19 protein-coding genes and 4 tRNA genes are annotated in these 25,052 nt (G+C 46.6%); 13 read left to right on the top strand and 10 right to left on the bottom strand.

What is annotated here, in order from left to right; translation table 11 throughout:
- Positions 1-218 precede the first annotated feature (218 nt).
- From JMY03_RS01125 to rimI, 10 genes are all read left to right on the top strand, one after another.
- Positions 219-1,814: a peptide chain release factor 3 gene (locus JMY03_RS01125; RefSeq protein ID WP_025644526.1), complete on the top strand. Its 1,596-nt coding sequence runs from the start codon at positions 219-221 to the stop codon at positions 1,812-1,814.
- 204 nt (positions 1,815-2,018) lie between these two features.
- Positions 2,019-2,864, top strand: coding sequence for a DUF3298 and DUF4163 domain-containing protein (locus JMY03_RS01120; RefSeq protein ID WP_227675438.1), 846 nt, complete (start codon positions 2,019-2,021; stop codon positions 2,862-2,864).
- A 77-nt stretch (positions 2,865-2,941) separates the two neighbouring features.
- Entirely contained in the window at positions 2,942-3,931 is a 990-nt protein-coding gene (locus JMY03_RS01115) for an FHA domain-containing protein (RefSeq protein WP_201600240.1), read from the top strand.
- 213 nt (positions 3,932-4,144) lie between these two features.
- On the top strand, positions 4,145-5,641 hold the full coding sequence (locus tag JMY03_RS01110) for an anthranilate synthase component I family protein (RefSeq protein WP_201600238.1): 1,497 nt from the start codon (positions 4,145-4,147) through the stop codon (positions 5,639-5,641).
- Positions 5,642-5,820: 179 nt separating this feature from the next.
- Positions 5,821-5,896, top strand: a tRNA-Thr gene (locus tag JMY03_RS01105).
- Positions 5,897-5,975: 79 nt separating this feature from the next.
- Positions 5,976-6,059 (top strand) — tRNA-Tyr (locus tag JMY03_RS01100).
- A gap of 63 nt (positions 6,060-6,122) precedes the next feature.
- A tRNA-Gly gene (locus tag JMY03_RS01095) sits at positions 6,123-6,196 on the top strand.
- A gap of 135 nt (positions 6,197-6,331) precedes the next feature.
- Positions 6,332-6,406, top strand: a tRNA-Thr gene (locus JMY03_RS01090).
- 472 nt (positions 6,407-6,878) lie between these two features.
- Entirely contained in the window at positions 6,879-8,069 is a 1,191-nt protein-coding gene (gene tuf, locus JMY03_RS01085; protein WP_025644530.1) for an elongation factor Tu, read from the top strand.
- Between the two features lie 224 nt (positions 8,070-8,293).
- Positions 8,294-8,785: a ribosomal protein S18-alanine N-acetyltransferase gene (gene rimI / locus JMY03_RS01080; RefSeq protein ID WP_201600236.1), complete on the top strand. Its 492-nt coding sequence runs from the start codon at positions 8,294-8,296 to the stop codon at positions 8,783-8,785.
- A gap of 2 nt (positions 8,786-8,787) precedes the next feature.
- Here rimI and JMY03_RS01075 read toward each other — a convergent pair whose 3' ends face one another.
- The 3 genes from JMY03_RS01075 to trxB form a co-directional block, all read right to left on the bottom strand.
- The gene (locus JMY03_RS01075) at positions 8,788-9,231 is read right to left on the bottom strand and encodes a MerR family transcriptional regulator (protein ID WP_201600234.1); all 444 of its coding nucleotides are present in this window, start codon (positions 9,229-9,231) and stop codon (positions 8,788-8,790) included.
- A 67-nt stretch (positions 9,232-9,298) separates the two neighbouring features.
- Positions 9,299-10,117: a leucyl/phenylalanyl-tRNA--protein transferase gene (aat, locus tag JMY03_RS01070; RefSeq protein WP_201600232.1), complete on the bottom strand. Its 819-nt coding sequence runs from the start codon at positions 10,115-10,117 to the stop codon at positions 9,299-9,301.
- A 39-nt stretch (positions 10,118-10,156) separates the two neighbouring features.
- Complete coding sequence (trxB, locus tag JMY03_RS01065; protein ID WP_201557941.1) at positions 10,157-11,170, bottom strand: thioredoxin-disulfide reductase; 1,014 nt, start codon at positions 11,168-11,170, stop codon at positions 10,157-10,159.
- Between the two features lie 463 nt (positions 11,171-11,633).
- Here trxB and JMY03_RS13490 point away from each other — a divergent pair, with 463 nt between their 5' ends.
- Both JMY03_RS13490 and JMY03_RS01055 read left to right on the top strand, forming a co-directional pair.
- A complete protein-coding gene (locus JMY03_RS13490) occupies positions 11,634-15,074 on the top strand; it encodes a DNA translocase FtsK (protein ID WP_201600210.1) in 3,441 nt (1,146 codons plus the stop codon).
- A 142-nt stretch (positions 15,075-15,216) separates the two neighbouring features.
- Complete coding sequence (locus JMY03_RS01055) at positions 15,217-16,710, top strand: amidase (protein WP_201557936.1); 1,494 nt, start codon at positions 15,217-15,219, stop codon at positions 16,708-16,710.
- 15 nt (positions 16,711-16,725) lie between these two features.
- Here the strand turns inward: JMY03_RS01055 and JMY03_RS01050 are convergent, their stop codons facing one another.
- Both JMY03_RS01050 and rlmH read right to left on the bottom strand, forming a co-directional pair.
- On the bottom strand, positions 16,726-17,616 hold the full coding sequence (locus JMY03_RS01050; protein WP_201600198.1) for a DODA-type extradiol aromatic ring-opening family dioxygenase: 891 nt from the start codon (positions 17,614-17,616) through the stop codon (positions 16,726-16,728).
- 65 nt (positions 17,617-17,681) lie between these two features.
- The gene (rlmH, locus tag JMY03_RS01045; RefSeq protein ID WP_025646669.1) at positions 17,682-18,170 is read right to left on the bottom strand and encodes a 23S rRNA (pseudouridine(1915)-N(3))-methyltransferase RlmH; all 489 of its coding nucleotides are present in this window, start codon (positions 18,168-18,170) and stop codon (positions 17,682-17,684) included.
- Between the two features lie 198 nt (positions 18,171-18,368).
- Between rlmH and JMY03_RS01040 the strand changes: the two genes are divergently transcribed.
- Positions 18,369-18,815, top strand: coding sequence for a DUF2147 domain-containing protein (locus tag JMY03_RS01040; protein WP_201600195.1), 447 nt, complete (start codon positions 18,369-18,371; stop codon positions 18,813-18,815).
- 115 nt (positions 18,816-18,930) lie between these two features.
- Here the strand turns inward: JMY03_RS01040 and JMY03_RS01035 are convergent, their stop codons facing one another.
- The 5 genes from JMY03_RS01035 to JMY03_RS01015 all read right to left on the bottom strand — a co-directional run bounded on the left by JMY03_RS01035 (position 18,931) and on the right by JMY03_RS01015 (position 24,983).
- Complete coding sequence (locus JMY03_RS01035) at positions 18,931-19,476, bottom strand: DUF421 domain-containing protein (protein WP_201600192.1); 546 nt, start codon at positions 19,474-19,476, stop codon at positions 18,931-18,933.
- Between the two features lie 263 nt (positions 19,477-19,739).
- On the bottom strand, positions 19,740-20,204 hold the full coding sequence (locus JMY03_RS01030) for an ABZJ_00895 family protein (RefSeq protein ID WP_201600189.1): 465 nt from the start codon (positions 20,202-20,204) through the stop codon (positions 19,740-19,742).
- A 47-nt stretch (positions 20,205-20,251) separates the two neighbouring features.
- A complete protein-coding gene (locus JMY03_RS01025; RefSeq protein WP_201600186.1) occupies positions 20,252-22,288 on the bottom strand; it encodes a D-alanyl-D-alanine carboxypeptidase/D-alanyl-D-alanine-endopeptidase in 2,037 nt (678 codons plus the stop codon).
- A gap of 95 nt (positions 22,289-22,383) precedes the next feature.
- Positions 22,384-22,989 carry a 3'-5' exonuclease gene (locus JMY03_RS01020; RefSeq protein WP_201600183.1) on the bottom strand — a complete coding sequence of 202 codons (606 nt, stop codon included), beginning with the start codon at positions 22,987-22,989 and terminating at the stop codon, positions 22,384-22,386.
- Between the two features lie 68 nt (positions 22,990-23,057).
- Positions 23,058-24,983, bottom strand: coding sequence for a DUF294 nucleotidyltransferase-like domain-containing protein (locus JMY03_RS01015; RefSeq protein ID WP_201557928.1), 1,926 nt, complete (start codon positions 24,981-24,983; stop codon positions 23,058-23,060).
- Positions 24,984-25,052 lie beyond the last annotated feature (69 nt).

The raw sequence follows: 25,052 nt of genomic DNA, 5'->3' as shown, positions 1-25,052 counted from the left end.
AGTGATAGCCATCGCAATTAGCCGATAATAATTAGCCTATAGGGCTGAGTGGAGATACTGGTTTTCAAATTTGACACGCTTTAGCAATCGTCTAAGGCGTGTTTTTTTTGCGCAAGTTGGGCACCTTAAGACGAAATCGGCTACAATACGCGCACTATTTTATTTTTAGAATACATTTTAAAGCAATATTCTAAATCAACATTATCGAAGTCAAAATTATGAGCGTAGATCCAAAAGTTTTAAACAAAGAAGTCGCCAAACGTCGTACCTTCGCTATCATCTCGCATCCTGATGCCGGTAAGACCACCATGACCGAAAAGCTACTCTTATGGGGTCAAGCGATTCAGGTGGCAGGCGAGGTCAAAGGCCGCAAGACTGATCGCCATGCCACCTCTGACTGGATGAGCATGGAGCAAGAGCGCGGTATCTCTATCACCACATCCGTCATGCAGTTTCCTTATAAAGAGCACATGGTCAATCTGCTTGATACACCAGGTCACGCTGACTTTAGTGAGGATACTTATCGTACTCTGACTGCTGTCGATAGTGCGCTAATGATGGTCGATGGCGCTAAAGGCGTGGAAGAGCGAACCATCAAGCTGATGGAAGTCTGCCGCATGCGTGACACGCCGATTATCTCTTTTGTCAATAAGCTTGATAGACAGATTCGTGAGCCGCTAGACTTGCTCAGCGAGATTGAATCTGTACTAAAAATTAAATGTATTCCGCTGACTTGGCCCATCGGTATGGGGCAGGATTTCGTGGGCGTCTATCATCTGACTGAAGACAAAACCTATCTTTATGAAAAAGGTCATGGCGGCGAGATCACAGTGTCCGAGACCCGCGAAGGTTATGATTATCCAGATATTCGCGAGCGTTTAGGCAAGTTGATGTTTGACGCTTTTGAGGAGTCGCTTGAGCTAGTACAGATGGCGCTTGAGGACTTCAATACTGAGGAGTTCTTAAAAGGGGAGATGACGCCGGTATTGTTCGGTACCGCGTTAGGTAACTTTGGTGTCAATATGGTGCTAGATACGTTAGTTAAATACTCGCCGCCGCCCAAGGCGCATCCGACAGAGCAGCGTATTGTCTCGGCAACAGAGCCTAAGTTTTCTGGCTTTGTGTTTAAGATTCAAGCCAATATGGATCCGCGTCACCGTGACCGTATTGCGTTTTTGCGGGTGTGCTCTGGTAAGTACGAAAAAGGCATGAAAATGCGGCAAGTGCGTCTAGGTAAAGACGTGCGGATTGCTGATGCTTTGACCTTTTTGGCAGGTGACCGCGAGGCACTAGAGGAAGCTTATCCCGGCGATATCATTGGCCTACATAATCACGGCACTATCTCGATTGGCGATAGTTTCACTGAAGGCGAAGCGCTGAATTTCACTGGTATACCGCACTTTGCGCCTGAGCTGTTTCGCCGAGTGGTGCTCAAGGATCCACTGAAGTCCAAAGCGCTACAAAAGGGCTTACAGCAGCTCTCCGAGGAAGGCGCCACGCAGGTATTTATGCCGCAGATTAATAACGACTTAATCTTAGGCGCGGTCGGGGTGCTGCAGTTCGAAGTTGTCGCTCATCGTCTCAAAGAAGAGTACAAAGTACAGTGCAGCTTTGAGCCGGTCTCTATCGCTACCGTACGCTGGATTCACTGTGATGATGAGGCAGCATTGGCGAAGTTTAAGAAAAAAGCACATGACCAGTTATCGATTGATGGTGGCGGTTATTTGACTTATCTAGCACCGTCACGGGTGAATCTACAGCTGATGCAAGAGCGCTATCCGGAAGTGACGTTTAGTAATACCCGTGAGCATTGATTTTTAGTTTTTATTTTTAAAGAGGCACGCTTAGCGTGTCTTTTTTTATGCCACTTTAGATAACATCTGAGAGAAGTAGCGGGTCATTCAATCTAGAGTAGCGCATAACCTTCAACACATTTTAAACAATGAGTATCAGCAGATACGCTATGATTATAAAAATTAAGCATAATAATTTTTATTCATAACAGACTGAGGTCTACTGTGGTATCTGCCTTCTTAAACACTGCCAATAAAGCGAAAAGAGACGTTGTTCGGATTTTTTCACTCACATTTGTCACTGGTGGCTTACTCTTCGCTAGCCTAGCAGCAAACGCCAGTACTTTAATCAGTAGTACTGAATACATAGACTACGAGTTTCCAGACAGCGTACAAGAGCAATGTTATGAGAAAAACAACTGCCCAGAGATTAAGGTTAAATATCTAAAAGCCAACCAAGACTGGCTGAATGATATCGTCAATAAACGCGTGAATAATATTGTTATTAATAGCAAGATGAGTGAGTCGCCAGTGAGTAACGCTACTGATGATAAGGCGGCCAAACTCGCTATCGACGACTTTGCTCAGTCGCAAATGATTGACCTACCAGATGAGGTGCAATGGTCCTATAGTCTAATCGTCACCCCTGAATATTTGGGCCACGTTAAGCTTGGACAAGGAGAGGATTTAGAGCTATTTGAAATCAGCTCCTACGTCTTTACAGGCGGCGCTCATGGCATGCCTTCTAGGGAGTATCTGGTATTTGATCCGGCAAGCAAACAGCAAATCACTCTCGAGGATATGCTAAAGCCGAATCAGCAGGCGCGTTTTAACGCTCTGGCCTATGACGCGTATCAATCTTGGGTGCAGTCAATGGATGAGGATGTCAAAAGTTATGAGCAGAGCTGGCCTTTTACTTTGAGTCACAACATAACTCTGACTGATAAAGGCGTTGATATTCGTTATCAGCCTTATGCTATTGGCCCTTACGCTTATGGTATGCCAGTACTAACAATTGCGTATAGCAAACTTCATGGCCTCCTCAAGCCGCGTTTTTTGCCTAGCATCTAAACATCGCTTATAAGCGTTCATTGTTTTAAATTTTATTTTATCAATAATAACACTTACCAATAATAAGGAAGAACCACATGACAGACAATACCAACCAATCGAACCCAGTAACCCCAGATGCTACATCTGAGTTATCTAGCTCTACTACGACTTGGCAGCTGACCGCATTGACTGCTGCACTTGGCGACTTACAGCTGAGCGTTAGTGACAGCCTATCAGTAGGCCGTGGCAGCGATAATGATGTGGTGCTAGGCAGTAAAGCGGTTTCGCGTAACCACGCAGTACTGAGCGTGCTGGATACTGAGCTTTATGTCAAAGACTTAGACTCCTCTAACGGGACCTTTGTTAATGATAAGCGTATTGAGGCGAATAAAACGGTTCAGCTGAACGCCGACGATAAGCTTGGCTTTGCTAGCTTTGAGTTTCAAGTCATGGCTTTAGCTGCCGAGGATATAGAGTCAAGCGCCATTGATCCAGCCACCAAACAGCCGAAAGTAAAAGAGCCAGAAGAGATAGTAGGCTCAGTGCAAGAAGATCTAGAGAGCACTAGCACGCCATCGAAGCAGTCGGCAACAGAGTCATCACTACCACCTGCCGCTGTTGAAGAAACGATCGCAGCAAGACCTGCATCACCTAGTGAGCCAGTAGCCAAAGAACAAGTCGCTGCAACGCCAGTAGTCGAAGATCCAGTCGTTAAAGAGCCGGCCACTAAAGATCCAGTCGTTGAAGAACCAATAGTAAAAGAGCCAAAAGCCGAAGCACCCGTAGCCGAACGTCAAAGTCCTGAGCATGACAAAACCACGACCACGTCTCTACAAGAAGAAGCCGATCCAGAGGTCTTACGCGCTAAGCAAGCGGCTACAGCGCAGTTCTCAGGAACGGCAAATCTAGGTCAGTCCCGCGACCTAGGAACGACGGGTAATAATGCTATGGATCAAGCGGTAAACAACCCAGCCAATACTGCCGCTAGTGAGAAAAAGCCGAGCGGCGGTTGGTTTATCTGGGTATTTATCGCTCTTATTATTATCGGTATCGCGCTGTGGTTATTTAACATGGGCGGCGCGTAATTCGATTCGCTGACGGGCTGGTATCCGAAGTCCTATGATATGAGCAACTTTACTATCCTATTTTGTTATAATAGCGAGCCTAATGTTGGCTCGCTTTTGTTTAGCCCTCGTTTTAACCCTTTACTTAACTATCACTGAAACTTACGAGTTTTCTCGATTATCACTGTGGTTTACTTTATCCTTGTTAATTAATACCGTGCTCAGAGACGTCTTATGATGACCTTCGAAGAATACAATACCCTAAAAACCAAAGGCTTTAGCCATGCTCCTCTTGTCAAAAAGCGTTTGATGGACGCGCAGACACCCGTATCTGTGTTTTCAAAAGTGCGTGACTTGAGTGGTTCTGCTTATTTGTTTGAGTCAGTAGTCGGCGGCGAGCGTTGGGCACGGTTTTCGATGATTGGCCTCGGCAGCGATCTGATACTGCAGTATGCTGATGGCAATATGACTATCAAGCAAGACGATCAGATAAATGTCGATGCCGTCGATGATCCATTTGCTTATATACGTAAGCTTATGGCCGATTATAACATGCCAACAGTGGATGATATTCCCTCGTTGCCAAGTTTTAGCGGCGGTTTAGTCGGCTATTTTGGTTATGATATGGTACGAGTCATCGAGCCTAGTGTGGGCTTGTCAGAGACACCTAATCCGATGACTTTGCCTGATATGTGGCTGATGCTATCGATGAGCGTCATTGTCTTTGATAATCTAGAAAACACCTTATCTATCATCGTTTACGCTGATTGTAGTGATGAGGATGGCTATGGCGCGGCAATTCGCGAGCTTGAAAGGATAGAGGACAAGCTTGCCGAGATGCCAGATTTGAGCGCGCCTATTATGCCAACGCCGAAGTTCGTCTCGCAAACCGGGCAAGATAAATACTGCTCAGACGTCAATAAAATAAAGGACTATATCTTTGCAGGCGATGTCATGCAAGTCGTCCCAGCACAGCGCTTAACCGCTGACTACAGTGGCGATTCGCTGGCTGTATACCGAGCACTAAGATTCCTCAATCCATCGCCTTATTTATTCTTAGTACACGGATATACGTTGGACGATCACAAGCGCTTTGACATCATTGGCGCCTCCCCTGAGATTCTATCGCGCATTGAAGATGGTAAAGTCACGGTGCGCCCTTTAGCGGGTACTCGCAAACGTGGTCAGGATGAGAGCGAGGACTTGGCATTAGAGCAAGAGCTACTCTCAGATACCAAAGAGATCGCTGAGCACTTGATGCTGATAGACTTGGGCCGTAATGACATCGGCCGCGTCTGCGAGTATGGCAGTGTTAAAGTCACCGACAAGATGTTCATTGAGCGCTACTCACAAGTCATGCATATCGCCTCTAACGTTGAGGGCACTGTCTTACCTAATAAAGATGCTTTAGATGTGTTTTGTGCCACTTTTCCTGCAGGGACGCTGTCTGGCGCCCCCAAAATACGAGCGATGCAGATCATTGATGAAGTAGAGCCTGTACGCCGCACAGTATTTGGCGGTTCAGTCGGTTATCTAGGCTGGCATGGCAACATGGATACCGCGATTGCAATTCGCACTGCAGTTATGCGCCGCGGTAAGATCCATATTCAAGCTGGGGCAGGGGTCGTCGCCGACTCAGTGGCTGAGGCGGAGTGGGAGGAAACCAACAAAAAAGCCTTAGCACTGGTTAAAGCGGTAAAAATGGCTTGTGATGGTCTTAGAATTCGTTAAGATTGCACGACGGCTCTAGCGATAAGAAACCGAGACTCACAGCGGCTATTTATAGCGAATAAAAAATATCAATATAATCAAAGTATTAAAATTTAATTTTAAAAAGTTAGGAAAAAATAAAAAAAGGTCTTGCGTTCCAGCAAATATTTGATAGAATAGCCACCACTTTGAGAGAACAAGCCGACTTAGCTCAGTTGGTAGAGCAACTGACTTGTAATCAGTAGGTCGCCAGTTCGATCCCGGCAGTCGGCACCATCTCTTTCAAAGTCGCTTTTTTTAGAATTGCTTTATATTATTTTTACAGTAATAATAGCGTTTATTAAAAGCAAACTAAGGTGGGATTGGGGAGCGGTCAAACCCAACAGACTGTAAATCTGTCGCGAAAGCTTCGAAGGTTCGAATCCTTCTCCCACCACCATATTTTTTACAGCACCAAAAGCACTCTAATACCAATTATATTTTGGTTATAAATAGAGCTATTGCGGGTGTGGTATAATGGTAACACCTTAGCCTTCCAAGCTAATGACGCGGGTTCGATTCCCGCCACCCGCTCCATATACGCGGCATCCATTGATCAAGCATTCATAGCAATGTAAATAGCCAGCACCCATACATCACGACAGTCATTTATTATAGCTGTTTCGTGATATTTTTTTATATAACCGATAGGTTTTTGGTTATTTAAGATAGGCTCATATAGCTCAGCGGTAGAGCACTCCCTTGGTAAGGGAGAGGTCTCGAGTTCAATTCTCGATATGAGCTCCATTTATTATTCTATTTGCTAATGCTGCTTGTTAATTGTTAGTATATAAAAAGCCAGATGGTATAAAAAATACTATCGAGATATTCAATAGCATTATAAGAGTTATGCGAATATTAAAAAATATAAAGCCTACTCAGTAAAATGATGATTTTAGGGTGACACTGAGGTGTTGCCTTTTAGTGCTGTCAGTAGCTCGATATTGCTAATGTGATACTGTTATAAAGTAGTTAAAATTAAGCATTATAGTTTATAATTACTGATATATGGTTACTGGTCTATGATTACCAATAGTCCGTAGAATGTAGCTTCTATAATTATTGATAATAATGCAGTGTTAATAGCATAGCGTCAACGGTTTGATGGTCGTGTCAGCAGAATGAATAGGCATCTTGAACCGTCAAATATCTATTTATCGATCTTATTTGTTTATCATTTTCTAAGCATAAAGATTCACCAATAAAAAAGGAAATACTCATGGCAAAGGCCAAGTTTGAACGCAACAAGCCCCACGTCAACGTCGGCACCATCGGACACGTTGACCATGGTAAAACCACACTAACTGCCGCAATCGCAACCGTAGCAGCAAAAACCTCAGGCGGCGAAGCCAAAGACTACGCGTCAATTGACTCAGCCCCAGAAGAAAAAGCACGTGGCATCACCATCAACACCTCACACGTAGAATATGACACCGAAACTCGTCACTACGCCCACGTTGATTGCCCAGGTCACGCCGATTATGTCAAAAACATGATCACCGGTGCCGCTCAAATGGACGGCGCAATCCTAGTCGTATCAGCAACTGACGGCCCAATGCCACAGACTCGTGAGCACATCTTGCTATCACGTCAGGTAGGCGTACCATACATCATCGTCTTCATGAACAAATGTGACCTAGTAGACGACGAAGAATTGCTAGAGCTCGTCGAAATGGAAGTACGTGAACTTCTTAACGACTACGACTTCCCAGGCGACGACACCCCAATCATGAAAGGCTCAGCCACCCAAGCCCTAAAAGGCGACGACGGCAAATACGGCGAACCAGCAGTCGTAGAACTACTAGAAACCCTAGACAGCTACATCCCAGAGCCTGAGCGTGACATCGACAAAGCATTCCTAATGCCAATCGAAGACGTCTTCTCAATCTCAGGTCGTGGTACCGTAGTAACTGGCCGTGTTGAATCTGGTATCGTAAAAGTTGGCGACGAAATCGAAATCGTCGGTATCCGTGACACTCAAAAAACCACCTGTACTGGTGTTGAGATGTTCCGTAAGCTACTAGACGAAGGCCGTGCAGGTGAGAACTGTGGTGTACTACTACGTGGTACCAAGCGTGAAGACGTACAACGTGGCCAAGTACTAGCTAAGCCAGGTTCAATCACCCCGCACACCAACTTCGACGCTGAAGTATACGTACTATCAAAAGAAGAAGGTGGTCGTCATACGCCATTCTTAAACGGCTATCGTCCACAGTTCTACTTCCGTACCACTGACGTAACTGGCGCAATCCAATTACAAGACGGTACTGAAATGGTTATGCCTGGTGACAACGTTGAGATGAGCGTAGAGCTTATCCACCCAATCGCTATGGACAAAGGCCTACGTTTCGCTATCCGTGAAGGTGGCCGTACTGTAGGTGCTGGTGTGGTTGCAAGCGTAAGCAACTAATACTTAGTAACGAGCTGAGCTTTACCTATAAAGTTTAGGTGTCATTTTCTTAACTTAATCTTAATAGGTACTAGCAAAGTCAAAAGCCGCTCTCTTCATTGAGGGCGGCTTTTTTTGTGGGTGGCTATATTTTTTATAGGTGGTAATAAGAGTTAAGATAGTCTTTACACGGCTATACTAATAGTTGTATTTATTAATAATGATTAAAGGTAGGAGAGGGAGTGGTGCTAACCATAGAGTTACTCAATAAACACTTATTTAAAGCGCAAAGCATTATCCAAGCTGTTGCCGATATCGAAGCTCTTATTCAACCGCAAGATGCTTGGAGTTATCGGACTCTAGTAGACTTACTTGAGCAAGATAGCATTGATTTATTAGTCGTTTATCAAAGTGATAAAGTCGTTGGCTACTGTCTTTATCAAGTGATGTTCGAGCAGGCAGAAATCTTGCGTATAGGCACGCACCCTAACTATCAACGTCAAGGTATCGCATCAAACCTAGTGGCCGAGTTAAATCAGCAGCTACAAGCGTTAACTGTTGAGAGTTTATTATTAGAAGTGCGGGCAGATAATTTGCCAGCGATAGCTCTGTATGAGCAGCAAGGCTTTGAGACGATCCATCAGCGCAAAGGCTATTATAAAACGGCACACAAGCCTGCTGTCGATGCGTTAATTATGCAGCTTAATTATAAAAATAAAGCAGATAGGAGTGGATAAGGTTATCGATGATAAGGCAGCTTAGAGCTGTTATTTTTGCAGTCCTCTATAGAAGGTACATAACTCTCATCTTCTTGCATACGCGTCAGCAGAGTAATACGCTGAGTTAGCATCTCCACCATCAGATTGATATTGGCTTGTTGTTTTTTGACTTGTGCTAGTTTTTGCTGGGTGACTAGCAGTTGCTCATCAAGGTTTAGATTACCATCGTAATAGTCATCCAAGCTATTTTTTATCTCCGTTAGCGTAAAGCCGATAGCCTGCGCGCTTTTGATCAGCTCAATACGTTCAATACATTCAGGATGAAACTCAGTATAAAGCCGCGAACCTGCTTGCCGCTTACGAGACCTCAGCAGACCTAGCTCGTCATAATGACGCACGGTATCTTTGGTGGTATTGGCTCTTTTGGCCAAAGCTCCTATGAGTAAAAACGCAGTATCTGGCATTGCAGTCTCTTTATGTATGTCAATCTTATCGATTAAATGTCATCCATTTTGAGCCATTAGTAGCAGTTTAGAGTGGCCAAAATTTTGAATGCCCATTAGAGCGCCCATTAGAGCTATCAAGCTGAGCCACAGGCATTTGCTGATGGGGCGGAATGGGCCAGCTAACAGCGCCTTTGTGTAATAAACGCTCCAGCTGCGCTAAAAACTGATGGCGGCCAAGAGTAGTCGCGCCTAAGCTTAGTAGATGGTCATTAGTCAGCTGACAATCGACTAACGCTACGCCGCTATCAATACAGAGCTGCATCAAACCCCAAAACGCTAATTTTGAGGCGTTAGAGGCGCGATGAAACATCGACTCACCAAAGTAGATGTGGCCAATCTTTAGTCCATAAAGCCCGCCTATCAGCTGTCCATTCTCATCCCACACCTCAACGCTATGAGCGAAACCATAGCGATGGAGCTCGGTATAAGCCTCGATCATCTCCTGATGAATCCAAGTGTGCTCACCCTCAGGCAGTCCATTATTACGTGGCAAACTACAAGCATGAATGACTTCATCGAACGCTTGATTGACCGTTAACTGCCAACGCGAGCGCCGAGCTTGCTTACGTAGCGATTTGCTGGGCTGATAGTCGCTTGGCACAATGACACAGCGCGGCTCCGGGCACCACCAAGCAATAGGCTCATCTTCATTAAACCAAGGAAAGAGCCCTTGCGCATACGCCGATATCAGCGTCTCAGGCGCCAGATCACCGCCTAGCGCTACTACGCCATAGCCATCAGGATCGACCGCGTTAGGATTGGGAAAGTCATAACGCCCAAGACTTTTAATGGTTTTATAAAAAGTCTCAGGCGTCATGTTGTGTATATTAAGCTTATTGAGCATATAGGTTATTATTTCACTCAGTCTTTTGGCGATTACTTTCTAATCTATCGTCAAAGTCGAGGCGTAAGTGTGATCAGCAGCAACTGTTTCGCCAATAGCATCTAAGTACTTTTCAGCATCGAGAGCAGCCATACAGCCGGTTCCTGCTGAGGTAATGGCTTGACGATAAACATGATCAGCAACGTCGCCTGCGGCATATACGCCTTCAATACTAGTTTGGGTAGCATTACCATTGATACCGCTATTGACGATAATATAACCATCATTCATCTCAAGCTGGCCTTTGAACATGTCAGTGTTGGGCTTATGACCAATAGCGATGAATACACCATGGATATCTAGCTGTTTGGTTGCGCCATCTTCGGTGGATTCGATAACGACGCCATTGACGCCCATATCATCACCAACGACTTCGCGAACGGTATGATTCCACTCGATTTTGACATTGCCATTTTTGGCTTTTTCAAATAGCTTGTCTTGCAAGATCTTCTCAGAGCGTAGGCTATCGCGGCGATGCACTAAAGTCACTTCTGAGGCAATATTGGATAGATATAGCGCTTCTTCAACCGCCGTATTACCACCGCCAATGACCGCGACTTTTTGATCTTTATAAAAGAAACCATCACAAGTGGCACAAGCAGATACGCCCAAGCCTTTGAACTTCTCTTCTGACTCTAAGCCGAGATACTGCGCTGAGGCACCAGTTGAGATAATGAGCGCATCGCAAGTGTAGCTGCCATTATTACCAATCAAAGTAAAAGGGCGCTCCGTTAGTTGTACTTCATTAATATGATCATAGACCAGCTCGGTACCGAAACGCTCGGCATGCGCTTTCATGCGATCCATCAGCGCCGGACCTGTTAAATCGTGAGCATCACCTGGCCAGTTGTCGACTTCAGTGGTGGTCGTCAGCTGTCCACCGACTTCGAGACCGGTAATCATGACCGGCTTGAGGTTAGCACGCGCAGCATAGACAGCAGCGGCATAACCTGCGGGGCCTGAGCCTAAGATAATGAGTTTTTCGTGACGCGGCGCTGTAGTGTCAGTTGCCATAACATATTCCTTACTAATGGTTTAATGATCTAGTTATAGATATAAAGCGTTATAAGTTATTAAAATGAAAAATAAAAAATTGCGACTAAAGTAGTTTGTTAAAGTGCGATGTGATAATAACATAAGGGCAGCGGGCAAAAAGTGCAAGTTTGCTAAAACAAACATCGCTATGATTAGAACTAAACGACACCTCAAAATTAAAGCCCGCTTTCTTAATACACAGTCACCACTTTGGCTAGGTATTTGTTATCATAAGCAGTGATAGTAAAAGCAGTAAAAGCCGCAGTAAAAGCTATAGAAACAGCGACTTGTAAATATAAAGTCATATGGATTGAGCTTTACTGACAGTGAGCTGGAAAGTTAGAAATTTAGAAAGTAAGCATAAAAACACCTAAGCACGATTGTCAGCAATCGTGTGTTACCATTTATTTAGTATCAATATATTGATAAAGGCAGATCCTACGTGATATCAGCAGCAGTTATAGACTATTTAAAAAAAGGGATATTTACCATTCTTGGGCTAATGCTAGCAGTCTATCTGTTCATTATCTTGGTGACGTATACCGGGAATGATCCTAGCTGGTCACATATCAGTAGCGATATGACAACCATCAATAATATGGGCGGCGCGACAGGTGCGTGGTTGTCTGACTTGCTTTATAGCTTTTTTGGCTATAGCGCGTGGTGGCTGCTGGTATTTATGGTTTATGAGTCTATCCTGATTTGGTGGAATAACAAACCTACCTTTTGGATATTACGTTTGGTGGCTTATGTCTTTTTGCTGCTGAGCGCTAGCGCTTTATTCGCGCAATTAATAGCATTAATCCAGCAAGTGGCAGACCCGGTGACATCAGGTCTCAAAGGCGTCGCTGGTGGTATCATCGGGCTTGAGCTACAGGCACGCTTAGCGCTGTTATTAACGAAATGGGGTAGCCTGTTATTTTTGAGTGTTTTTGTAGTAGTGACGGCCACTTTTGCTTTTAACATTCATTGGTTATCGTTATATCGTAAATTGACTGATCTGCATTGGCTCGGTTCTGGCATAGGCAGTACAGCTAGTACAGTCTCTGATACTGACCAAGCTTTGGATAGCGGTGCCTTGACCCGCGATGATGGCATTGATGTGATCGATCAAAGCAGCGCTGCCCCTACGCCAGCTGCAGACTATGAACAGCTACCACTTGAGCTGCCACAAGAGTCTAGCACCGCTGCCCAAGATAGCGGCCGCTTTAGCCATGTGTTGACTGACTTTTTAGCTAAGTCAGGATTAGGAGCTAGCGTCAAAGAGGCGATAGCAAATGCTGAAGCGGCGGCGACTAATAAAGCTGCGAGCGATCATCTACAGCCCGCTACTGCTACCGCGAATACGCAGAACGCTCAGGAGCTGGCTCATCCGCGCCAACAAAACACCAGCGCCGCTACTGCGCCGCTACGCAAAGTTGAGCCAAGCTTTGCTTGGAATGATGACGAAACGGTAGCTGACTTGCTCGCGCGTGATGCCGCTATCGAGCAAGCAGAGCAGGGCGGGCCAATCGAGCACATGACTCATTTAGAGTCTAAGCAAACAACGCTTGATGAGCCAAAAGAGATAACTGAGACTGCTGCTAGCGATGCTAATGATGCAGAAATGAATCGAGCAAACGCTACCATCAATAATGAAGGTCATGATGAATCAGCCAATACTGATACTCATAATGAGGTATTAGACAGCAAAGCAGTACCAGCAATGTCAGCTCAGGTTGATGATCTAGCTGATGCTTGGTTGGCTGAGCATAGCACTGTCGAAGCGAGTATCGCTAAGCCTAGCACCGCTGAACCTAGCACCGCTGAACAAACCGTAAGCGCTCCTCAAGCTTCAACTACTCAGCAGGCTGATGCTGAGTTAGAGCCCATGCAAACCACTGGTACTGAAACCACTGACACTGAAATAACTAGCGCCGAAATAAATAACATCGAGACAAATAGCAGACAGACAGCAGCTAGCGAAAATAATGCGATTGAATCAGCTGTGGCCGCGAATCCTATAACAAAACCTTCCGCCGCTGCAGTGGCTACAGAGCGTGCAGCTACGCAAACGGCATCAATAGCTAGCCCTGCTGGTGAGCCAGCGCCGACAGCCAGTGCCTCCTCGCTTACAGATATGACCCCAACCAATACGCCGCCGTCCAATCCAAAAGAAGCGCCTAAAGCGCAGGAAACGACTGAGGAATTACCGGTAGAGTCAGCACCAGTGACAAAACCTGCGGTAAGCTTTGCGGTACCTGATGGCGATGCGAGCAATCTCATTACTGATATGATGCCGGAAGACAATAGTCCGGCAAGTAATGAGGACTTGGATGAGCCAGTCATGCCGGATATTCATGATGATGACGCTTTCACTAAGCGCTCAAGATCGATGCAAACCGCTCAGTACCGCAGTAGTCTCAGTAAAATCCCAGAGCTGTCCATTCTCGATGAGCCTGATCCTGATCGCAAGCCGAGCTATACCGAAGCCGAGCTTGAGCAATTATCAGAGCTACTAGAGATCAAGCTGCAAGAGTTCAATGTCAAAGCCGAAGTTGTCCAAGCAATTCCAGGACCAGTCGTCACCCGTTTCGAAGTTGACCTTGCTGCCGGTATCAAAGCCAGTAAAGTCACCGGTATCGCGCGCGATTTGGCTCGTTCGTTATCTATGGCATCATTACGCGTGGTCGAGGTCATCCCGGGTAAGCCTTATATCGGCATCGAGGTACCTAATAAGCAGCGCGAGATGGTACGTTTGATTGAGTTATTAAATACCGACAAGTATAAAGACCCTAGCGCGCAAATTAGCATGGCGATGGGTAAAGATATCGGCGGCAAGCCTATCATTACTGATCTGGCACGCGCGCCACATATGTTAGTCGCTGGTACCACAGGCTCTGGTAAGTCGGTACTGGTCAACTCTATGCTGCTCTCGATGCTACTGAAATACACCCCTAATGAGCTCAGACTGATCCTCATTGATCCTAAGCAGCTTGAGCTGGCCAATTATAATGAGATTCCGCATCTGCTGACGCCGGTAGTTACTGATATGACAGAGGCGGCCAGTAGCTTGTCTTGGTGTGTGGCAGAGATGGAGCGCCGCTATCAGCTGATGAGCCTGCTAAAGGTGCGTAAACTTAATGAGTTTAATAAGAAAGTCCTCGCCGCTGAAAAAGCAGGTAAGCCAATGCTCGATCCCTTATGGCGGCCCAATGACAATGTCAGTATCGATCAAGCGCCTAAGCTTAAAACATTACCGATGATCGTCATCGTCGCCGATGAGTTTGCCGATATGATTATGCAAGTCGGCAAACAAGCCGAAGAGCTGATCACCCGCTTAGCGCAAAAATCACGGGCTTCTGGTATTCACTTAATGCTAGCGACTCAGCGTCCTTCAGTTGATGTGATTACCGGTCTGATCAAAGCCAATATTCCCGTACGCGCGGCTCTACGCGTCAACTCAAAAGTCGATTCGCGTACGATACTAGATAGTGGCGGCGCTGAAGACATGCTCGGTAATGGCGATATGCTGTTCTTAGGGCCAGGTCAAATTGAGCCAGACCGCGTGCATGGCGCTTATGTTAGTGATGAGGAAGTCAACCGTGTCTGTGATGCCTGGCGTGAGCGCGGCGCTCCAGATTATATCGATAATATGGCGGGTAACTTTGAGTTATCAAGCTCTGGCGGTGGTAGCTCTGGTGGCAGCGCGTCGGGCGAAGATGACGATCTTTATGATGAAGCAGTGGCCTTTATTATGGAGACGCGCAAAGTCTCCGCCTCGTCCATTCAGCGCAAATTTAGTATCGGTTATAACCGCGCGGCGCGTATCGTAGACTCAATGGAGGAGGCCGGTCTGGTCAGCTCTATGGGTAAAAGCGGTAAGCGTGAGCTGCTGATGTAGCTGCAATTAGATTGGGTTTATCTAGCAAAAAACGAGTCACGAGAGTGGCTCGTTTTTTTGTTGTACATTGTGTTCTCGCCTAATTCTGGGCTATAGTGTTTGCTGATATGTTTTGCAACCAATAGCTATGCAAGGATGCTTTATGTTTAAAGAATACACCCAATATGACGCGCTAGGCTTAGCAGATCTCGTCAGCAAAGGCGAAGTCAGCGCCAAAGAATTGCTTGATAGTGCCGTTGCACGCGCCAACAAGCTCAACCCCAAACTCAATGCCATAATTCACCGTTTCGATGAGCGCGCTTACGATCAGGCGCAAGCAGGGCTACCGTCTGGTGCGTTTACAGGCGTGCCTTATTTACTCAAAGACTTATCATACAGCTTCGAGGGCGAGCCTTTGACCATGGGTAGCCGTAGCGTTAATATTCAGTCAGATTATGATAGTGAAATTGTCAAACGTATGAAGGCCACAGGAGTCAATACCTTTGGCAAGACCAATACGCCTGAGTTTGGACTGATTATTACCACTGAGCCCAAAGCGCATGGTGCCACTCATAATCCGTTTAAAAAAGGCTATAGCTCGGGCGGCTCATCGGGTGGTAGCGCGGCAGCCGTAGCAAGTGGTATCGTACCCATGGCAGGCGCGGGTGACGGCGGCGGCTCTATTCGTTTCCCAGCGGCTTGGTGCGGCGCGTTTGGTCTCAAACCTAGCCGCGGTCGTAACCCAATGGGTCCTAAAGTAGGAGAAGGTTGGGAAGGCGCGGTTGCTGATCACGTGATTACCCGCAGTGTGCGTGATAGTGCTGCGATGCTTGATGCCACGAGCGGGGCCGAGGTTGGTGCGCCATTCGTGATTGCACCACCCGAAGGTAGCTTTTTAGAGGCGGCGATGCGCGCACCTAAGCCGCTGACCATTGCGCTGCATCAGCAGCCGCTGATTGCTGGTACAGTAGTGGATAAAGAGGTGCTAGCGGTACTCGAGCAAACGGCTAAGCAGTTAGAGGCCATGGGGCATCGCGTGGTACCTGCCGAGCCGAATATCAACATAGAGCAGTTTTGGCATGATTTTATGGTGGTCGTCTGTACTCATACCGCCTTTACTATCGATGATATTGAGCGCCACTATGGTGCTCATCACGTCAAAAAGCTAGAACCTCAAACTCAAAACATGGCGCTACTAGGACGCTCGCTATCCGCAGTTGATTTAGCGCACGCTAAGCAAGGCTGGCACAATAGCCAATATCAGACCGGATTGTTATTAGAAACTTATGACATGATTTTGTGTCCGACCGTACCGACGCCAGCGGTCAAACACGGTGTACTGCCACCAAGCGTGATGGATGAGATGCTGATGCGCAGCGCTGAGCTGCTTAATAAAGGCATCGATATGGGCAAGTATGCCTTTAGCTCTGGCATGATAGAGAAGCTTAGCCATCCGGTACTCAGTAAAATGGCCTTTACCTTATTAGGTAATGTCACAGGCTTGCCTGCAGTTTCTGTACCCGTCGGCATGAGCAAAAAAGGCTTACCTATTGGCATGCAGCTGATCGGGCGTATGAATGATGAGACGACACTATTTAGTGTGGCAGGAGAGATGGAACGCGCTGGCATGTTTACTAAACCAGCGTTTGCAAAATAGGTAGATAAGAAGACGCTAATCGAAGCGGTAAATATCCATTCCTAAGCTATGATGCGCCATGCTTTGATGCACGACACTGACGCGTTGACCCGCACCTAAAGCAAAAAACAGCGGCAATAGGTGCTCATCGCTTGGATGGATATCTTTGTAATTGGGATATCGCTGCCAATTTAAGGCGGTAGGGATATCAGTTTTGAGCTGCTGCAATAACCAGAGCTTAAAATCCTTTGCCGTCTTATCAATGCTATCAGCTTCCCAGCGCATTGCTTGTAGATTATGAGTAATGTTGCCTGAGCCGATGATTAGAATTTGCTGCTCGCGCAGACGAGCAAGCTGCGCGCCCAATTGATAGCATGCTATGCTGTCATAATGCTGTGGTAGCGATATTTGTACCACAGGTACATCGGCATTAGGATAGAGATGACGAAGCGGTGACCAAACGCCATGATCGCTGACTCGTAGCGGATTCGCTGCAGTATTGATACCGCGCGTGCTGAGCTGCTGCGCTAAAGACTCAGCAAGCGCGGCATGTCCTAAAGCTGGGTATTGTAGTTCGTGTAGCTGTTGATTAAAACCTGAAAAGTCGTGCCAAGTCTTGGGCTGCGGGTTACTGCTAATCTCAAGCTGAGTAGATACCCAGTGCGCTGACATAATGATAATGGCGCGCGGCTTAGGTAGGTTTTGTCCGATACGTGCAAGCGCACTGGTCGTCGCTGACTGCTCGATAGCTAAGGTCGGCGCGCCATGCGAGATAAATAAAGCAGGCAGTTTGGCCGCGTTAGTCAAGCCTATAGGCGCATCTGACCAAGCCGCCGCACCACTGATAGGCGCAGTGGTATTCAGGCTTTCATGATGCAAGCTGTGATTTAGCGGGCTTGTGGCTTTAGCTGACTTTGATTGATTCATGTCAGCTTTATTAGGGCAGATTCGCGTTTTTCAATCCGCTTGGCTGTTTTCGCTTAGCTCTGGTGCTAGTTGCCGCGGTGATAAGGATGATTGTTATTGATACTCATCGCGCGATACAGCTGCTCCATCAGCACGACGCGCACTAGCGGGTGCGGTAACGTGAGCGCAGATAATGACCAGATCATATCAGCCTTTGCTAGTACAGCAGGTGAGACGCCATCAGCGCCGCCTATCACGAGCGCCACATCCATGCCTTGCGGCATTACATCGGCAAGCTTATCTGCCAACTTCTCAGTTGAGAGCATCTTGCCTTTGACATCGAGTACCCATAACTGCTCATGACCTGAAGCGTTATGCGCCGCCAGTATCGCCTGTCCTTCTTGCTCACGGTACTGAGCTAGATTAGCGGTCGATGGGTTTTTTGCGCGTTTTGCCGCCGCAATCTCCACAATGTCTGTGCTAATCATAGGCTGGATACGTTTGAAGTATTCATCAAACCCGGTCTGTATCCATTTAGGCATCTTATTGCCGACGCTCAGTATTCTTATTTTCATGACAGTTAGCACTCCAATAATTGAGTAAAAATAACAAAAGAAGTCTACGCTTAAGTTAATGTAACAAACAAGCCTTTTACCTGCCTTTTTTTATGCTTAACTGGCATTCGATAAACAAGAGTTTGTTTTGTCACTAACCTGTCACTGGGTTATCTTTTTTATGGAGTTAATTATAAGTTTTTACGAAAGGAGTCGTTTATGAACCGTACTATATCAAGCACATTCACCTTAACTGCAGCAGCATTGCTGTCCACTTCTGTGTTTGCCGCCTCGCTAGATGGCACTCAGTGGCAAACAGTCGATGACAAAACCGGCGAAAAAAAAGCCATCATTCAGCTAAATGAAAAAGGTGGCAAAGTCTCCGGCAAAATCATCAAGGTACTCGATAAACAAAAAGCAAAGGCAGTCTGTACTAAATGTTCCGGCAGCCTAAAAAACAAACCAGTCGAAGGGCTGCAGAGTCTAACAGGTCTAAAAGCGGACGGTAATAATCAGTGGAGCGATGGCAAGCTGGTTGATCCGGAGTCTGGCAAAGTCTACTCAGGAAAGATTACCTTGAGTGACAATGGTCAGAGCTTAGATCTGCGCGGCTACGTGGGTACGCCTTTGTTTGGCCGCTCACAGACTTGGCAGCGTATCAAATAATCGGCGTAAACAGATATAAATAAAAAGGAGGGCTAATCATTATTAGTCCTCCTTTTCTATGCTGACTCTTTGGAATAAGCAACAAAGCTATAACGAAGTTCTCATGATCAGCGCATTACGGCTGCCTTATGAGCGGCTCTAAAGTGTCACTAGGGTCAGTGTTGTCGGTGTCATTAGGGCCATCGTGTTTTCTAGGGATGACGCTGAGCATAGCATCAGACTCTAAGACGATAGCTTCGACATCATTTATATTATGGATACCTTCTTTACGCATCGCACTTTCAAGCTCTTGGCGAGTGAGCCGTTCCTCAAGCATCGCCGTTGTCAAAAACTCCCCTTGATAAAATAAAATACGCGGCTCAGAGAGAATAAGACGGCCAAAGTAAGGCGAGTAAGAAGCGTACTTGGTCACCGCATACTGTAATAGATATAGGGTCACAATAGAGGCACTACCCTCAATGAACGGGATGTCCTTGAGCAAGATAGTACTAGCGCCCAACGAGCCGATCATCACCGTCACAATCCAGTCAAAGTTATTGAGCTGCGAGGTTGAGCGCTTACCTGAGACTTTGGTGGTGACGACAATTAAGATGTAGACCAGCACAGCAGTCAGCACAATACGTAAAAGCTTTTCTATATTGCCAAAAAACAGCATATCCATAACGATCACCTCTATTTATATTTCTAGCTACTGATTGCAAACCGCTGTTCGTTAAACGCAGTGCATAATTTGCTCAGCCTAACGGATTTTGTGGCGTAGTAATAGCGTAGTAGGATAGAAGTTTTGTATTCACATAGAATTTAGAGACAAACTAATAAAAATCAGCTTATAGCACTGTTTTGACTCACCACATTTTGCGTAGCGGCCAGTCGTTGACAGGCTAGTAGGTTGACGTGTGGAGAGATTGATAGGTTGATCAAAAGCTACTTTAGGCTTAGTAGCCGATTAAACAGCCAAATACCGATGCCAGCGCTGACAAAGGTGAGCAGAACAATCGCGATTAGAGCGAACAACAATGGCAGCGGCTGCTGTAGGCTCATTTCTATAAAGACTTGCCGATTGGCCTCATCAAATAGCCATAGCCAAATAGTAAAAAAGTACAGCGCGTTCAGCAACCAAACAATGCCCGTACCGCCAATAGCTAGTCTGATCATCTCAGCTTTATGTAACGCACGGCTGTAATGTTTGATAAATTTGTGCACGGCAATAAAAGCGCCGACTAAGATAGAGAGTAACGTCACCAACTGCGGATTGAGCGCAATTTGCGTTTGCAGCAGCATTAATAAAGCGCTGGCGAGAATATAACCCACCATAAAAAACCCTAAATACTGTGCGAGTTTGACTGACTGAGCTTTAGAATTACTTAAGTTTGCAGATTTGCGCGACATAACTTTGCCTATATAAACATATTACGAGCTGAACGATACAGCTAAGACTATTTTTCGGCAGTCCAATCAAGCATAGCATCGAGTACCGGGCGTGCCAAATAAGGATTTAGCGCGCTGTCGGTATTTATGATTCCGACTACCGCATAGTCTTGTCCGGACTGTCCTTTGACATAACCTGCCATGGCAGTGACATTGCTTAAAGTGCCGGTTTTTATCCAAGCTCGGCCTATAGCCTTTGACTCTGGCAAGCGTTCGCTATGATGCATAATTGTGCCACTAACTCCGGCAATGCCTAATGAGTTGACATAAGCGTCAAAGCTGGGATGGCGATAGGCAAAGCTCAGTAGCTCATTAAGATTGGCGGCGGTCAGCGTGCAATCGCGACATAGTCCTGAACCATTGGTCAGATACGGCGGGGTAGTGGTCAGATTGGTTTGCCACCAGTCATCGATGCGCGCTAATGCCTGCGGGTAATCAGTCGTTGTTGCTTGTCCAAATTGATACAGGCTAGTAGCGTTTGGTTTAGTATTATTAACGTCAGTTATAGTCTGACCCTTAACAGCGCTGCTATTCGCGGCGCTGTTATTTGTATCAATAATATTTGGGCGCTTAGCATCATAATAACTGCCAATGGAGAGCGCTACTTGCTCAGTCATTACATTATTGGAGAAGTGATTGATATCGTATATTTGCCGCGTCAAATTATAAGAAGGATAACTGACTAGCGGTAAAGGCGATAACGGTAGAGAAGATAAACCACTAGTTGAGTGGTACGCCGCGTAAGGCTTTTCTTGACTGAGTACCTCTCCGCTAAGCGTATTACCAAGCGCCTGCCATTTACTAGCGATGACACGAGCGGTAAAGTCTTTGGCATCTGGATGGTTTACATAGAAGACATGCTCACCGCAGCTCTCTGGCAGCTTGGCATTAAGGGCGAGTTTATCTTGTTGCCAGCGCGGCGCTAAGCTATTACGAGCCTGCGAGCAGCGGGCACTGCGAGTGCCTATGTGACTTGGCAACTGGTAATTGGCCAACTGCGGGGTATAAGTGAGCTTTGCTTGTCCATTTGCCATAGGATACGTTCTAATAGCAAGGCTATTAAAGTTCACTAAAAAACCATCTGGACTGGCATTATAAGGGCGCAGAGGGGCGTTATCGAAAGCGGCTGGATCTTTACTGACGTTATTAAATATTGAGCTGTCGACAATGATATCGCCATCGATGTGGCGAATGCCGGTTTTTTGTACTTGATAAAGGAGCTGCTCTAAGCGCGCGTGGGTCATTTTGGGGTCGCCGCTGCCCTGAATGATCAAGTCGCCTTGCAGTCTATCGCCAAGGATGAGGCCGGTATGATAGACCCGAGTAAACCAAACAAAATCTGCGCCTAGTGTGTCGAGTGCCACAAAGCTAGGTATCAGCTTCATAGTGCTGGCAGGCGTACGCGGGGTATCGATATTATGGCTAATCAGGGGGGTAAGTTGGCGTTTGCCAGTATCTTTGCTCTCGCTATGGCGGACGCTGCGGCTTTCATCGATGGTCAGTACCGGCGGCGGGTTCTCTAAGCTTTGATAAATGTAAGGGTCGTCGGTATAAGCTTGCAGCTGACGATTCTGTTGCTCGATGGCTTGCTTGTCGACAGCAAGGGTTACATTCGCGGCTTTGCTGCTATTAACAGAAACATTATCATCGGCAGGATCGTTAACAGGAGCATCACTGGCGCTTACTGCCACTTTGTCTACGGATACCGTCGTCGAATCCGTGCTATTACGCTCAGCACTGCCCTCAGAATCATTGTTAGAGTTATCATTAGTATCGCTATCGATGACTTCTATAATCGCGGGTAAACGACTCTTGGTTGTATCGCCGAGTGGAGTAATGAGGATACTTATCGTATCAGGGCTGAGCTCGGCTTTGTTTAACGCCGCCTCGATAGAAGCGGGTAGCGCGGCTTGTGAGGTGAGCGGCATTACGCTCAGCATAATGCCCGTCAATAGCTTTGAGCACTGGACATGCCGATGGCGGCTAGCAGAGTCAGTAGCACAAGAGATAGTAAGCAGATTTGAGAATCTAGATAGTATTGTCATGAGGCATCGAGCTTAAATCGTAAAACGGCTTATAGTAACATGAGTGGCTACGCGAGTCTCAAAAAGCGCATAAAACACAGGCTAAAATCGCCCTCTTAGCGCACATGCAAAAAAGCCATAGCGGTCATTAGGGCGTCATTATAAGCATCATGGCTACCAAACTCAGGGATATTATAATGAGCGAGTATTTTGGACAGTTGCTGTGATGCTTTGGGCGTATTCGGGTCGCGCTCGCCCATACGTTGACTGTATAAGCGTCTAACATCAAGCACTTCATTGGGCAAGGTAGTACCCATATATTGCTTGATTAAGGGATTTAAAAACGCGATGTCTAGCTGCGGACAAAACCCAACGATAGGACGGTTACTGATAAAGGGCAGTATCATGGACAGCATCTCATCATAGCTCAGACCCTGAGCGACATCGGCGCTCCGTAGACCATGAATGATGATAGTATCGCGATCGGGCATGACCGGCGGGCGACAGACTAGATGTAGGCCATTACCAGTATCGATAGTATCGCCATTGATATGAATGGCGGCGACTGAGAGCAAGTGATGCTTACGAGGATTGAGACCTGTCATTTCACAATCTATCGCCACCCATTGATCTTTTATAGGCGGCTCAAACATCGGGGCAAGCTCCGCACGCTGTAGCTTGTTTTTTTGCCATTGGTTTGATAATTGCTTAAGCCAACTCATAAGTGTTTGCTTCTCAATAATAGTGGTAGTCAATAAGCAGTATAGCGCTTACACCGTTTAATTCTGCCTTAACCGATCTCGAGCTGGTAGTGCTGGCGTAGCTGGTTTTTGAAGCTCTTCACGACCGATAAGCACTCTTTTAATACATCGCGCTCAAGCGCCGATAGGGTCATAGGGTCGACTTGCCGAGCATACTTATTATCAGTCGCAAGCGCTACTGCCAAGCGCTGACCCATAAAGAACTCCAATGCTTCGTTTAAAGTGGTCGCTCGCTCTTGATTGAATACTCCAGCTTGCACGAGTGCCCTGAGTCGACCTCTAGTACTAGGCACGTGTAGGATGTCATATTCCAATGCCATACTGCGTATGCCATGCACTAACGGAAACAGGCCAGACTTTTTGAGATCGATAGTGGCGTCATTGGTCTTACCCAACAAAGGCGCAAGGCGCTGCCACCACTGATTGACATCGCCAAACTGCAAAGCCGCGCGCGCGAATTGCCGCACAAACATAGGGTCAGAGTGGCGATGCGCAACTTTGAGATGCTCACGAACTTGAGTCAATAGCGTCTCATCACCGCAAACATATTCGCTATCGAGTATCGCGGACAGATAGATCGCCTGCATCGGATCAGTATTTTGAAACCACCGGCTGATCTGCGCGGTAAACTCCTGTAGCGGTTGTCGCCACATAGGGTTAGTCATCATAATATTACCATCGCACAGCGGATAGCCTAATGCCGCTAATTGCTGATTGAAAGAGTCGGCGAATTCAGCGAGATTTGGATGACTAAAGCCATCGCGTATAATCAGCGCATTGTCTTGATCGGTACGCATGATCTGCTCGCCGCGCCCCTCAGAGCCCATCACGATCACACAAGTGTTGTCAAAGACCTCTTCTGGCACGATAAGCTGCCACAGTTTAGTAAATACCTGCGCATTAAGCGTCTGAACCATGCGGCTGACGTTACCAATCTTGACACCGTTTTGCTGCTGAGCACGAATATAGCGCCCAATCAGCTCGACAGCGGTATCAATACTAGCAAAATCCTTGGCTTGCTCGATCTGAATACTGATCAGCTGCGAGTGCTGACCAATATAGGCAAGCATATTGCTTTGCCCCAAGATACCGGCGACTTGGCCACTATCATCGAGGACGGGTAGCCTATGAATACGGTAGCGAGTCATAGTCAGTAGTGCATCGCCAATCTCACTATCAGCGTTGATAGTACGTAGGTTGAAGCTGGCATAGTCTTGGCAAGGGGTAGTTGCTGGGTCTTGTCTATCGCTGACAGCCCTACAAACATCGGCATCAGTCAAAATCCCTAGCGGACTGTCGCTAATATTATTGGCTTTATCTGCTAGTGGACGCACCAACACGTGCTTCATCTTAGCTTCGGTCATGACCTGTGCCGCTTGCTGTAGGCTAGAAGCTGCCTCAACGATATGTACCGGTAATAAACTCACATCGGTCACTGGCTGCAGCATGATTTGCTGTACTTCTTGCTGGGCGGTGTAGCCACTATGACTCAGCGATAGCTTTTGCGACTTAGTGCTTTGGCGCTGCTGTAGGGCCTTGAGCTTTTCGGGTAATTTATCCGAGAGCAGCTGACGCACTAGATGGTTTTGGGCGCTAATCTTATCAATAGCCGTACCGTCTATTTGTAGCAGTAGCGTATCTTCAACGGCGCGGTAGTCATAAGAGGAAGAAGGCGAGCGCGTGTTGGTTGCTTTTTTAGGGGTACGGCGGCTATCGAACCAGTCGTTACTGTGAAAGTGGTCGGAGTGATTACTACCAAAGTAGGCCGCGACAAACTCGTCCGCGTAGGTCTGCTCGATTTGACCTTTTATCACCACATAAAAGTAGAGTAAATCATCACTCGTTAAGCGCTCATCGGCAGCTAGATAACGTATCTGCGTGTGTTTTCTGATACTTTGGCGTTCCGCTAAGCTCAAAACATCAAAGGGCGGCTGGGTGAAATCAAGAGGGATCATGGCATCATCCGTGATAGCGTTATCAATCCGCTATAGTAATAAATAGGGTCGTTGTCTGATTACTATAGC

Source organism: Psychrobacter submarinus (genome assembly GCF_904846685.1).
Taxonomy (GTDB): Bacteria; Pseudomonadota; Gammaproteobacteria; order Pseudomonadales; family Moraxellaceae; genus Psychrobacter; species Psychrobacter submarinus.
Note: the sequence above shows the minus strand (reverse complement) of the source record. Positions and strands in the feature narration are given on the sequence as shown.